The following is a 13,502-nucleotide window of genomic DNA, read 5'->3' on the forward strand; positions in this document are numbered from 1 at the left end:
TCTACCCTGCCAGATAGGGCAAGGACGACTTTTCAAACCATCACTTTGAACGGGGCTGGTGCCAAACCCACGTTATTTTTGCTTTGCTTGCACAATACAAAATGTTCTTTTCAACTTCTAATCGTGCTGTTTTTACTCTCACCTTTCTATCGCACTTCTTTGAACATATGGAAACGATTTTCAAGATTGAAAGAGAAGAGGAAGTGACTAGTGCTTTTCGTAATCTAAACCGAAATACAACATTTAACTTACCCAACTTCGCTGGGGTAACAACCAATGAAATTGCTGACCGATTCGACACCTTGCGTAAAACCAATACATACGAAGGATCGATTAACAACCAACTAAGGCAACTCTGCAACTTCTTCAATCTAAATTGGAAAAATAGGACTAAAAAGAAATCGTCAACACGTGCGGTATTGAGACAGCGATTCAACAACAAACAACTCGAGCGTGTTATAGGTGCTAGCAATGATACCTATACAAGTATCGCAAATACTCGAATTGACAACACTAAATCGGGTATTGAACAAACCGAAGCCTTTCCTTCGATGAGCTTCGTAAAGAAAGAGTCCACAATAGACAGAAAACCGGAACATGAAATTCCAGCAATTAAGCAGATTAATGAGAACTCATCCCGTCAAACACAAATAACAAACATCTCCAAAAGTATTCAGCGCGCCCACAATTCAACTTCTCTTGATAAAACCATACTGCAGATTCACGACCTCTCTTTTCTACTTTTTCAACTAAATAAGAAAAAGAACTATCGTAAACTTATCGGAGTTGTTGAGACGAATGTGATCTGCAAGTTGCTTACTGCTTCACTTTACCTATCGAGACCGATAGCAGATGTTTGCTCTTTAAAGATTCTCGATAAACACTCTGAAGATGGTGAGGGCTTTGTGCGGATTGATAACACTTGGCACTTTAAGGCTGCATTTGTTGATAGTCTCACAGTCGCCGAATACTCTAGCTCAAGTGAGTTAATAAAAATCAGTGACTATTCACTCACACAAGTACCCGAGTTTCTAGTTTCTATATTGGATTTCAATCAACGAAATGCAGGTCCGTTGTTTAATAAAATATCTAAAAGCAGGTATCGTGAGAGCTGTGCAACATTCTTGAAGAACCTATCAGAAACGCACGCCGTCAGAATCAGTCTTAAATCAATTCAATACTTCAGTCTTAACTTTAACGAAGCCAACCAATTAATCGACTCTGTTATTTTCGATTTCGCTTTCAATCATACCACCTACAAAACACGAGCTAGTCGCCACTATACTCAATATTCATTTATGGAAATGAGCTCAAGTATCTTTTATTTCTGGCAAGCTATCGTTGATAGAGTAACCTCTTTAGGGTTTATCCCCAGTATTAAAGTAGGAAATGTAAAACTCATTGATTATCTAATTACTTGTGACTGCAATGTTGTTGGTTCTAGGTTTTTACCTTCTAAAGCGTTCTTTCAAAAGCGTTACGCATCTCTTCAAAGAAAGCTGGCTGGGTATAACCAGCTCGAAATACAGTCTTCGTATGACAAATTAATCCAATATCATAATGATTACGTGTTTTACGTAAGCTCAATGCTGTTAGCAATGACAGGTTACCGCGCTGTTTATAACCCTCTCCCTTCTTTAAATTTAAGGTTGAGTCGTTATAAAATGCTAATGATCAGCGATAAAGATGACGTAGACTTCACCCACGCACGCATTATTCCACTCGCTGAAAATCTGGATAAACAGATCAAGCATTATCAAAACCACCTCAAACAGCTAACTAACATTCTTCATGTACTACAACCTGAAATAGCATTCCACGCCAAGAAGCAAACAGAAGAGTTGACTCAGTCATTATCAATTAAGCAGTCTGAAGCAACAAACTGGTTCTCAGAGATTAAAAACTCAAAAATATACCCCGGTGTACTTTTCTATTTCATGGAAAACCGCCACGGTATACATATGAGGAACGTACACCCAGCTTGGTTAAGTGAACAAGAAAATACAGACTACCCTCTCAATGCAACTCGACACTACTTGAGAACCTTTTTAACAAAGAGCAACCTGCCACCAGAATCGATAGCCTTCACTATGGGACATTGGTCCACTGGTGAAGCTCCTCTTGGACGTTATTCAACCTTCGACTTCAACGAAGCATGCAGGGCCGTCAGTCCAATAATCCAAGGTATGGCCAATGATCTGAATTTAACTCCAATTCGCTCGCTGTTGGCCTAAGGAGCCTGTATGCCACCTTCAATAGACCTTAAAAGATTAATTGCAGAGGCTTCAGTAGTATTTAAACAAGATATTGAGAATATATTTGTCCTCGATACAGAAAAGGCAGCAAAAAAGTTAATAGAGAAACTACACGCCCTAATCACTAAATTACTTGTGGTCACTTATGATAAAGAAGCAAAATCTGACGCCATCACAATAAAATCACTCAATGTGCTCCAGTCAAAACTCGATTCGAATATAGATGTCCAATCCCTGCAGCGGAAAATTTTACAACTCTATTTGGTGTTGTTGGAGCGAGAGTTCCAGGTTACTTCTCCCCCTTTAGGCTCATTTACTGAAATTCGTAGGGATAAGCCTATAGTTACGCCAGGAAATATTTTCAAAGCCTCGTTAGCTGACAAACTCTATTCTCAACTTGAAGCAGAGATCAAGAAACCCACATTATCATTGTCTTCAGAACAGTCATTAGGGAGGCTTGCTTTATGGCTATTTTTAAAAGAAGGATGTGTCAATACAAAGGATATATCAGCTCTAATCACCAACAACCAAGACCTATATCGAACTGAACAACTAAGTTTTTTTTCTGGAAAGCAACAATATTTTCTGTCACCAGTCGCTGAAGCCCTTCTAGTTTTACACCGAATTTCATTCATAAATATGAAACATTACAATCAGTCTAGGCTATTGATTAAAAAGGCAATATTGCATCAACATGAGTACCACCTCACAGCTCCTACTCTTGTTCCTGAGTTGGCTTCACGACGAAGCTTAGCAGAGTTAACATCATCAAAAATCATGTGTTGTATCAATGATTACTGTCATCATACTGCAGCTATACCTAAACAATATTCTTTGAATCTTTCTGATATTCGCCAATGTCATCGAATCGAAACGGTGCTAACTCAGAGTCCTATCGATTTTAGGATCCAATCTAGCCTACTACAATCGACACCGTTAACTCGTTCAACAATGAAACGCGTATTCCTCGATAAGATTGATGTCTTCAGAAAACCACCAGCGAGATTAACAAACCAGGCCGCAACGGTTAGACAAAGCACCGCATGGAAAAAGAACCATACCTCTTACAATAATATTACTGAGCTAAGTAGCGATGAGTTAGTGCGCATATTGCATGGCTTCTTGGACCTATTGAAGACATCGAAAAACACTAGAAAGGAACAAGCCCATCAAGGGCGGCTAATCAGGAGGGGGCTTTTTGAATGGCTTGAAGCCGAAAATAACGCTAGTAAATATCCAGTAGTTTGGGTTCTAGTCAGTTGGATGTATCAATTGCTTTATCGGGGTGACATAGGGAAGAAAGTACTCACTTTTAGTACCATTCGCGATTATGTGAGAACCTTCGCAATCCCATTCATAGCAGAATTCAATTACTGTAACCTATTCACAATGGATGCTCTAGAGTGGGCAGAAAAGTTGAATATCGTTGCGGAGGGAATCAACTCAACTAAAAGGAAATCTTTCGTCCTCTACTTTGCTGATTTTGTCGTGAGTTCTCAAATTGTGCCCGAACTATGCTTCTCTGATTTAGATATAACAACATCTAAATCAAATGTCAGTGCTAACTTAATCACAATGCACGAAGCCGATGCTGTAACATCATTTCTCAACAAAGATAGTTTAGAAGCTGAACTTGCTCTTGTTGTATTTTTACTTGGATTTTACGGCGGCTTGCGTAGAGGCGAAATTGGAGGGCTACAACTTAATGACTTTCATTTGAACGACCACGGCTACCTTCAAGTACATATCAGACTCAATAAGTATCGATCCTTAAAAACTGGAAACAGTGCTCGCAACTTACCACTAGATTGCTTGATGCCTATTCACTGGCAAAAGAAGCTCATTTCATTTATCGACAAATCCAAACTTGGCTCTCAAAAGGCAAATGCTCTAATTTTTCAGGATACTAAAAGACTAAAAAACGCATTTACATTACTTACTGTCGTCTTAAAAGAGATCACCCAAGACGATAAACTTAGGTTTCATCACCTACGGCACAGCTTTGCAAATTGGAATTGGTTATTAATCAATTTCAATCGCTACCCTACTAATAACCTCCCTCTGCCATTGCAGCACAATTTCTTCTCGGCAGATAGGCAAAACCAGCTATTTCATCGCTTGGGTATATGCACTAATACAAGGAAAAAGGCATTTGTACTATCACGTTTACTTGGACATGGCACCATTGAAACGACATTCAGCTCTTATATACACCTAGCCGCCCTTCATATTTACTTATTAAATAGGAAGCGAAATGAGTCTCCCCTTCACTTATTGCAGTATAGTATTGATTACACAGTAAAACTCGATAACAAGAGTATGAGGCCAATCCGAAATGGCAAACCGCTGGCTCTTTATCACGACGCATTGCCAATGACTATGGTTGGAAAATCCAAGCCCGACCTTGAACGATCTCTTGAGCTACTTATTAACAAAGAAGAGAGAAAACCTTCGTCGAACAGTGTTCCCATTGCTGACGTTTTTAAATGCATTTCCCTATTAAGTTATGGTTACTCTATAAAACAAGCCGCAGAATTAACAAAGATATCTGCACAGCTCATAACTCGGATTGCACTTAGGCTGGAATCACATGGCGAGATTTACACGAGAAGATCCAAAAACACCCTTCCTGAGTTTTGCGGCATAAACAGGCTAAATCAATATCAAATAGATCAACTCAACTTTTTTATGCAGCAATTTGATAAATCGTTGCAATCAGAGGCGCTACGTAATGCCAAGATCAACCTATCCCAAGTAACCAAAGCGCTTCACCATTGTGTAGGGGCTAAAGGACACTTAGTTCGAACGCATGATATAAAGACCGTCGCATTCTTACTCAAAACCATGAAAGTGATTGGCATTAAGGATGAGCACGTAAGAATTAAATGGCATTTTTCTCATAAACTAGCGTCCGATGAAATAACGATTGATAAAGTCATTTCTCATTACCGATATTGGGAACAGTTAGTACAAAGCCGAGTTGGCTTTAATGCCACAACTATTGAAGCAGTTATCCCACATAGATATGATCGGTTATCTCAAAAAATGACAGCAATTGGTGTCGATATACACCGTTCGGATGAAGCTAAGTTTCTTGGCTATCATGAAAAAGGAAACATTAGCATCCACCTGCTTCAGACCAAAAAAGAGAACCGTGATTCACTCACAAGAGAATTTAGGAAACTGGTGCCGATGAGCCCACAGCGAAGCAGGTCATACATTACCTTTCTTCAATTACTGGATGTTTATTTGGATGTGTTCCCTTTCGACTAGCTGCAATCATCGCTGCTTTACACACTCTTTCATCCACTCTTCTACATCACTGTCGACCCAAGCAACGGCCCTCTCCCCTATAGGTACGGGCTTAGGAAATGAGCCCTCACTCATCTTTCGATAAATAGAAGACCTACTTAAAGCGGTCTTTGTCATGACTTCCTTTATTTTCAGAAATCTCATTGATGTACCTTATTTATGCTTACTCACAAAGAAGATACACCATGCCATCAAAGATCCTATTATCACACCTGCGTTAACGCACTAATGTTAAATGGATCCAAGGTTTTCAGACCAAACATTTGTTTAGCGTCAGACAACCAGCCCATCTACCTCAATAGTAATACCACTATTGACACTATAACTCGCACCGGCTTTGGCACCATCAGAGTGCACTTTGATTTTTTCCACGATATCTGGAACTAAACGCCCTTCTAACGTTTTATGGAATGCACTTAATGACTGACGTACAAAGTCTTTCGTCAATTTAGGTGTCAATTCAAAATCATTCTGACGCCACTGCCCCTCATCTTCTAAACCCATGCTTTTGTACAAACGCACGTCGGCTTTCATTGAGTCTAATACTTCTAAATATTCACGTGTTTGGTCAACGTCTTCTTCAAATATTCGCCCCAACGTTTCCGTTCTCATGGCTTTTTTGACGAAGAATAAGTAAATCGCTAGCGCTTTAGCTGTAAGTTTTACAGGTACACCAGCCACATCTAATGTCTTATCCTTGGTCGAAATTTTTACTTTAATTTCCGAGCTATGTGCACTATTCAAAGCTGATACAGTTTTTGAAAACGAATGGCTTTGCATTTGGTTGTAAATTGACTCATCAACCTGACGACGCATTCTTACAAACGGGATTTCAGCCAGGGTGACATTAGCGTCCTTGGTGTTTACGACCTTTTTTTTATCTCTCCCGACGATGTACTTGTCGTAAGGAGTTGGGTAATAAAATTCACTCACAAACTCAAAATCATCGTCTACGAACACATGACTCAGCACATCTTGCTCACGGCCATACAAAGACATTGCGTAGCCCATGTAAAAAGCCATTGTCTTTCGTCCGCCAGCAATTGAAGCATGAATCGCAACATCGTCATTGCGAGTCAACTCCTCTACTTTCTGTGTAATAAAGTCAGCCATGACGACTTGGTCTGCTTCGGCCTTTGCATCATCTAACACATTGCCTTCTTCATCAGAGATCAACCAAATATTGTCAGAACTAAACTTAATGTCTGGAAGTTGATAATCTTGTATTAACTTGTTCCAATGACCATCTTGAAACAACCCTTCTTCTAGCGTTAGCTTAGAGTTAGCGGTAGTAATCACAAATACTTCATCAGGCATTGTTTTACCTTGATGATTCAATGCAAACAGCGTTTCAGTTAGGACTTGAGGGCTTGCGCCTGTCACGGCTACCAAAATATTTTTCAAAATAGGCTCACTAAGTTATTTGGTCTTGTATGAAAAAGAAGGACTTAATAGTTATGCTATCGTCTAGATACCATAAAATTCGTCACCATCTGTTTGGTCTGTTTCCTGATTGATAATCTTTCCACAGCCTAGACAATCTGGAGTTAAGTCAGTTGGCATCATAATTATCAAACCACAGTGTGGGCATAGATCACCTTGTGTTAGCATTCACTTAGTTCCCCAAACGCTACAATGTAGCTACCGCCCCAGCCAGTATTGTGCTCTATACAAACACCATTGCGAACTTTCAGCATGCTACAAAGCTGCTCTACCGTAAGTTCAACATCAGAAATATCAAAGCCAACAGCTTGAGATAATTCATTGTTGATATAAACAAACTCACCAGCTTCTAAACAAAAACCGAATAGAAACGTCGGATCTTCCTCAAGCTTATCCCAACTCTGCACGCCCTCTCCTGCAATTTGAACTCCAGAAAACGGGGCGAACAGCGGTGTCTCATCACCTTGAATTTTTACCAATTGTATCGTCATATGCGCTAAACCCTTGTTTGTTCGAACGCTATGATAAAAGTTAGATAATTCAGATTGGTATTCTTAAGCTTATGAATGCTCAAAATGAGAAACTCCCTGCGTGTTTGAGCTGAGAGTTTATAGAAAGAGTCATATTTGGGTAAAGTAGCTAAGAAGTTTACTTGCAAAACCTATAGATAAAAGACACTAAACGCACCCTTAGCCACAGTGATACTTTTGTCATATACAAACCAAAAAAGAACAAACTCATTAACAAAACATCCACCAATTGGTTACCAGTTAGCCGTACTAAGCTAATATTTAGTACAGCTATTAAGGCCGAATCAAGAGACACAACCAATACAATGCCGATAATAAGTTCAATTACAAAATTACTGCTCGATTCTGGTTCTCTCATCAATCTTTACTTTTCAAATAACGTTTAAGTGGCGGCCACACCATTACAATCGCGGTAACTAGAGTGATACTTCCAGATATAGCCCAAAAGGTTAGATTCATTTGTTCTTTTGTTAATGCCATAATTGTGGCTATAGAGCTGGCGGGGACGAGCAAAGCAGCCACAAGTGATACTAACAACAAAACCGTGTTGGATGATTCGTCTTTCTCTTGCTTCCATAACGCATGGTTATGCTCCAGCTCGACGAATGCTTTTTGTTCTATTAACTCTAAATCTGCTTGGCAGCAGAGATATTGATACAATCTCTCTGCAAAAGGGTAAGTAGAGACATGAGACATTTTATACGATCGTCTAAATAGGGATATCCGTTCGTAAAGCCTCGCTCTTTGTTTGTTCGGGCTTAAAATCATCTCATCTTTAAAACGACCGAGCGTTGTTCGTTGGCAAATTACCGCGGCTAACAAATCAAGATAGTACTGGTTCGTCGCTAAGTTCCAGTTTAGTGATGATTCTCCTGGGGTTTGATCTACAAAAACAAGACGATTCAGATTAAATTGACAGCGCCAATCAGACCAGTAGTGAAATTGGTTCTCGATAAGCCTCTGTTTTTCGTTTTCAGAGAGCTTATACCTAGGGTTAGAAAAATTGATTCCTGCGCTAAGCTCACTCACACAAATAGTGTCAGATTGGTCAAAATCACTTACTTGCTTAATCCAAGAACAACTAACAAGCTCATGACCAAAAGCATCTTCTTCATAGTGGCTGTTATTGCTTAGAGGAAGGCTTAGTAAGTCACTAATGTGTTGCTTTAATCCTTTCTTTTGTTGTTCTGAATCCTCCCATAGACAAACATTATGCCTTTCCGTTCTCGGCTCCCATTGAAAAACAGTTCTATTGAGCTCAGCAATACTAGTTGCACTTAGGTTATCGCTAGATTCAAAATGCAAATAAAGCAGACTCACCTCGCCCATTTGGAGAAGCTGTAGCTTGGTAATACAGACCGAAAATTCGTGATTAAACGATTGTTGATTAGGTACCAAAGATAACAACGGGCTATCACTCAATTTAGCTTCAAACACGTAGCGACCTTGTTTCATTGGCCTTAACAAATCGGCACTAGATCGAGTATAGAAGCGTCTTATATCTTTGATCTCATGATCTTGTAAATCTTCGCTCCAATGTTTCCAATTTCCTGAGTTCACAAGTTCTAAAAATGATTTCTTTGAGATAAAGAGCGGTAAAAATCCCCACCCCTGCCATTTATACTCAGCCATTAAGCTTCAACCGCCTCTGTCTTGGGTAAATTATTACTGATCCTAGCTATAGAATAGCGCTCAGCAAGTACACGTACATGCTCTATCTCTTCCACCGATAGTGTATTTTCAATGTAAGCACTTAGCTTTGAATAAGGTCTTTCGTCTCGAGGAATTCTCATATACGAATCACATAAATCAGTGTACTCCCTTAGGCTAGATGCATCCTTTTGTAACTCTTCCTCAAGCAGACAGTAACGAATGGTCAAGCCAGATATACTTGATAGCCTACCCCAAGCTTTCAAGCCTATAGGCTTGGCAGGTAAAGCTTGAGTCCCACACATAAGGATGGCTTTCTGCCCTGACTCTAACCCTTTTGACAACCAATCGAGATTTGCTCGCGTAATATTGACAACTGGGAGACCGAACTCATCAAGTGTGACTTCTCCATCTCCAAAAGAGACCTTTTGCCTTTGATGAAACTCGTTTAAGTTACCTATGATATTTTCGTCATTTAATGCTGTAACTGTCGCCAATATTCCCTCTAAATCATATTCAACGCAGGTTTCTCCAAATGCCACAATCGCTCTTTGAGGCTTATTTTTGCCGACCAAAAAGACCCGTGTTTGAAGATAACCAGATGAGTACCCAATAATCTCGTCAAAGGATAATGCTTCGTCGGTAATACCAAGTGCTCTTTTCGAACTGACCTTTGATAAGTCTAATCCTTTAAGGTTAACTAATTGAGACTCTTCTAAGATATGGTTCGAGCTAATCGTACGTGTAAAGTCGCTAGAGCGAAGCTTATCTACCTCGGTGTAAGGTAACTTATACGCATCTTTCGGCAGCAGTTGTTCTGAAACAGCACAATAGCGATAGGCTCGCTGCACGGTGCGAATTGGGACACCGTGTTCAAGCGTCTCTTCCCCCAACGCTGTTAATTTAAACCTTCCATCAATAAAAGTAACAAAGGAACGGCCTGCCATTTCACTCAAGTGCTTTGTGACAAGTTTTTCTGCTAAACCAGTCAAAGTTACGATAGATTGAACAGAACTGACACCTTGCTCTATCAACTTGAAGATCATTAAATCTATATCACTTAACTCCTCTCTACTTCGCTCTTTTACCAATATTTTCACATTTAGAATCGGTAACAGACTATCTCGAACATAAAAGAGCGTTTCATCAGATCCGATCTGAGAATTTAGTACTTCAGCGTAACTCTTCAAGACATTGAAGTAAGGATTACTATTTGTTTTCTTTTTAGCCATTTTCACTTACCAACATTGTTTTAGAGTGGCGGTTCTGCGGTGCTTTACGCTTGTTTTGAAATGATGGGTTTTGCGGTCGTTGAACCGTTTTTTCGTTAGGAAGAAAACGGCTCGCTTGGATTAGCGCCCCTTTCTCATAACACTGACTCTTCAGCAGCACCATCGCTCTCTTGAATTCCACATCATGAGCACTATCTCGGTCTGCACCTTTAGTCAATGTTTGAGAATCACCGATCATTACAAGCTGCTTCTTAGCTCGTGTTTGAGCAACATTAAGTCGGCGCCAATCCGCAAGGAATCCAACCTTACCTTGTCGATTCGAACGCGTGAATGTGAATATGATCAAATCTCGTTCTTGCCCCTGGAAACTATCTACAGAAGCAACCAGTTCATTTAGTGGCATCTTGAGTTCCAGTAGCTCACCACGCTTTTGTTCTCTGCGTATTGCGTTCTGGATGGCTTTCACGTGATTTGCGTAGGGAACAATAACCCCTATCTCTCGGTTCTCAGCAAGTTCTGGCATCTCCTGAATTGAAGACTTAAGAAGCTCAATAACTAGATTTGTCTCACAAACGTTATCTTGCACCACCGCTCTGCCCTCTTCTGATGTCGACTTTTCACCTTTATTTTCTAACCAAGTCGTGTCTATCCAAATCATCGGCTGTGGGCAATATGACAGTAGCGGTTTTTTCTTATCCATACCGACACCAGCAAAATAGTTGCCCTCATAAAAAGCTTCCGAGACAAAATCACTAATAATGGAAGGACAGCGGAATTGTGTATCCAGCATGATTTTTCGGTCGTCCGGAGCGGCATTCCATAGGTGCTCAAACCAACTCAGTCGATAAAGGTCTTTGTAGTCTCCGAAGTCTTTAGCTTCAACTTCTTCCAGTACTTCATCACTGACGACAGGCGGTAACTGCTTATGATCCCCTACTAATATCGCTTTATTGGCTCGGGACAAAGGGACAATCAAGTTGTGGAGTTGTATCTGACCAGACTCATCTACGATCACAACATCAAAGTCGAGTTCTCTAAATAGGGCTTTGGTATTGATACCAATACAAGTAGCACCAACCACGTTTACGTTTTCGATTAAGATTTTATACAGCGCCTGTTGACGCTCGGTTTTCAATTTATTGAACCACTGCGTGAGGTTGCTATGAATACCCGAAACTTTACGCAACAGTTCATCCAATTGAACCAGTTCTAATTTCGTTACTCTGTCCTCAGACTGCCCTGGCAGAACTACCTCATCAACTAGGGAAGTGACCTTTCTAAAGTAAGCATCAATCTGTTGATTACAGCTTTCAATAAGCTGTTGAGCTTCCTCTATAGACTTCTCTGTATTGGCAATAGAGGCCATAGTCGTTGTTCGTGATTCGCTAAGTTTTCCAGACTTTATATGAGAGCTTTCTATACGGCTATTGACTAGATTGGTCTTTTTAGTGTTTATCCATCGAGAAACAGACTTAAAAATCGGCCACTCTTTTTGCTCAATTTCTTTTAATTGAGCATTTAATCGACGAATAACATTGTCGTGAGAAAGAATATGCGATTCTATTTCAGCCAACTCTACGTGTAAGCTTTTCTGCCTATTAATATGATGGATGTGATCACTTTGAACTTTATCTGCATTATCCATTTTCGCGATAATTTCATTTCTACTCGCAAGCAGTTCATGAATATAAGTGAGTTGAGACTCTAGGTTTTTCAGTGTCTCATCGGCTGAACTAAACATACGCGCTTGCAATTCAGCGGCTTTATTATCGAGTGTAATGTCCTCCAAGCAAGAGCTGATTTTATTTTCGTTACCTATACGTAAACACTCAAAATCGTCTTCTTCAGCCAAACGTTCTAGTACATTGTCGACCGCTTTATTGTTTTGCGATGTCACAAGAACACGTTTACCCTGCGCCGCGAAGTACTTCACCCACTGAAGAATAACCGTGGTTTTACCTGTGCCCGGAGGCCCTAGAACCAAAGTGTAATCATTACTACCAGCACCACTATCAATCGCTTTGACTTGCGACTGTGTCGGTGGAAATTTACTTGGAGGTAATGGAACCTTAACTGGGGTAAGAGGCTCATGTTGATACACTTTAGCGGCTAAAGGTAACAACCATGGGTTTTTGGATGACTCAGACTCTAAAGAATCTACAACGGAGTTTCTTACCTTCTTTAACGTCGGTAGAGCCGCAATAGCCAAAAGCGCTTGATCTGGTATTTGTGAATTTAACGCTTGTTTCTCGATGCTAACGTGAATGATAGGTTCATTCTCTATAGGGGTGAGATCCGCCACCTCTAATAATATATCTGTTGGCTCTCGCATTTCGTCGAGCATTTCAAGCAGCGTTGGTTGTACTTCAAGTAAGCGGGAATAATCAAATTCATCTAACGTAATTTCATAGTGAAGACGGTAGGTTGTTCGCTCACTTCGAGCACTGATAGAGGTCGCATTGAAAGGCATACATTGCTGAGCCGCAATTCTTTCGAGTTCATACTCAGAGTCAATGAAACAGCGCAACACATCGACCATCTCTTGCTCTTCGTAGCAAAGCGCCTCCTCTTCTGCTTGTTCTGGTTCTAGCTCCTCGCCCTCCACATTCCATGGAGAATTGATTGCATCGAGTAACTCGGTTGCGTACAAGCCATACTTAAACCTAATATCACGAGCTTCCAATCCATTTCCAAATTCGCGGCCAGTCAGAAACTCAATACCATCGAATTCAAGCAAAGTCCCGTGCTCCAGCATACGCTGACGGTCTTGGTTATTGGCATAATAAATGCGACTTATCCAAAGCCTAGGTTTTTCTTCACTCTTGGCAACATTAATTGTGATTTTATATTTACCAATAAGTAAGGTAACGATGACGGTATCTTTCGGCTTAAATGAAGAAGCCCAAGCTTTATTAGTTGACTTTAGTTGGCTTATAACCGCCTCTTGCCCTTCACCATTGTCAGGCCAGTTTTTGTCCAAGTAATTGTTTTCTAAACGATACAATAGAGGAAGAACGGAATTATATTTAGCTGATTTATCTTCCGGCCAAAAAGGCACAGTTTGATTGTATGCAGACATT

General features: G+C 40.3%; 8 protein-coding genes. 2 read left to right on the forward strand and 6 right to left on the reverse strand.

All coding sequences use genetic code 11. The annotated features are described in order from the left end of the window. The first annotated feature begins 167 nt into the window (after window positions 1–167). Both AB4161_RS19810 and AB4161_RS19815 read left to right on the forward strand, forming a co-directional pair. A complete protein-coding gene (locus tag AB4161_RS19810) occupies window positions 168–2,234 on the forward strand; it encodes a hypothetical protein (RefSeq protein ID WP_372084027.1) in 2,067 nt (688 codons plus the stop codon). Between the two features lie 9 nt (window positions 2,235–2,243). Next, on the forward strand, window positions 2,244–5,528 hold the full coding sequence (locus tag AB4161_RS19815) for a tyrosine-type recombinase/integrase (RefSeq protein ID WP_372084029.1): 3,285 nt from the start codon (window positions 2,244–2,246) through the stop codon (window positions 5,526–5,528). A gap of 6 nt (window positions 5,529–5,534) precedes the next feature. On the opposite strand, the gene AB4161_RS19820 is transcribed toward AB4161_RS19815, so the two are convergent. The 6 genes from AB4161_RS19820 to AB4161_RS19845 form a co-directional block, all read right to left on the reverse strand. Further along, a complete protein-coding gene (locus AB4161_RS19820) occupies window positions 5,535–5,711 on the reverse strand; it encodes an AlpA family transcriptional regulator (RefSeq protein WP_017071512.1) in 177 nt (58 codons plus the stop codon). A gap of 129 nt (window positions 5,712–5,840) precedes the next feature. Next, window positions 5,841–6,971, reverse strand: coding sequence for a CRISPR-associated ring nuclease Csm6 (gene csm6, locus AB4161_RS19825; protein WP_017071513.1), 1,131 nt, complete (start codon window positions 6,969–6,971; stop codon window positions 5,841–5,843). 200 nt (window positions 6,972–7,171) lie between these two features. Further along, window positions 7,172–7,501: a hypothetical protein gene (locus AB4161_RS19830; RefSeq protein ID WP_136982980.1), complete on the reverse strand. Its 330-nt coding sequence runs from the start codon at window positions 7,499–7,501 to the stop codon at window positions 7,172–7,174. Window positions 7,502–7,897: 396 nt separating this feature from the next. Beyond that, a complete protein-coding gene (locus AB4161_RS19835; RefSeq protein WP_017071517.1) occupies window positions 7,898–9,172 on the reverse strand; it encodes a hypothetical protein in 1,275 nt (424 codons plus the stop codon). Beyond that, window positions 9,172–10,422: a hypothetical protein gene (locus tag AB4161_RS19840; RefSeq protein WP_102320124.1), complete on the reverse strand. Its 1,251-nt coding sequence runs from the start codon at window positions 10,420–10,422 to the stop codon at window positions 9,172–9,174. Before AB4161_RS19840 ends, AB4161_RS19835 begins: the two co-directional genes overlap by 1 nt. Further along, complete coding sequence (locus AB4161_RS19845; protein ID WP_372084032.1) at window positions 10,415–13,501, reverse strand: DEAD/DEAH box helicase; 3,087 nt, start codon at window positions 13,499–13,501, stop codon at window positions 10,415–10,417. The genes AB4161_RS19840 and AB4161_RS19845 overlap by 8 nt, the downstream gene beginning before the upstream one ends. Between the last annotated feature and the right edge of the window lies 1 nt (window position 13,502).

Source organism: Vibrio sp. 10N.286.51.E5, assembly GCF_041469125.1.
GTDB classification, from domain to species: Bacteria; Pseudomonadota; Gammaproteobacteria; order Enterobacterales; family Vibrionaceae; genus Vibrio; species Vibrio crassostreae_C.

What these genes read in the sequence shown, in the direction of transcription:
- AB4161_RS19810 (WP_372084027.1), top strand. Translation starts at nt 168, where the DNA reads ATGGAAACGATTTTCAAGATTGAAAGAGAAGAGGAAGTGACTAGTGCT.
- AB4161_RS19815 (WP_372084029.1), top strand. Translation starts at nt 2,244, where the DNA reads ATGCCACCTTCAATAGACCTTAAAAGATTAATTGCAGAGGCTTCAGTA.
- AB4161_RS19820 (WP_017071512.1), bottom strand. Translation starts at nt 5,711, where the DNA reads ATGAGATTTCTGAAAATAAAGGAAGTCATGACAAAGACCGCTTTAAGT.
- AB4161_RS19830 (WP_136982980.1), bottom strand. Translation starts at nt 7,501, where the DNA reads ATGACGATACAATTGGTAAAAATTCAAGGTGATGAGACACCGCTGTTC.
- AB4161_RS19835 (WP_017071517.1), bottom strand. Translation starts at nt 9,172, where the DNA reads ATGGCTGAGTATAAATGGCAGGGGTGGGGATTTTTACCGCTCTTTATC.
- AB4161_RS19840 (WP_102320124.1), bottom strand. Translation starts at nt 10,422, where the DNA reads ATGGCTAAAAAGAAAACAAATAGTAATCCTTACTTCAATGTCTTGAAG.
- AB4161_RS19845 (WP_372084032.1), bottom strand. Translation starts at nt 13,501, where the DNA reads ATGTCTGCATACAATCAAACTGTGCCTTTTTGGCCGGAAGATAAATCA.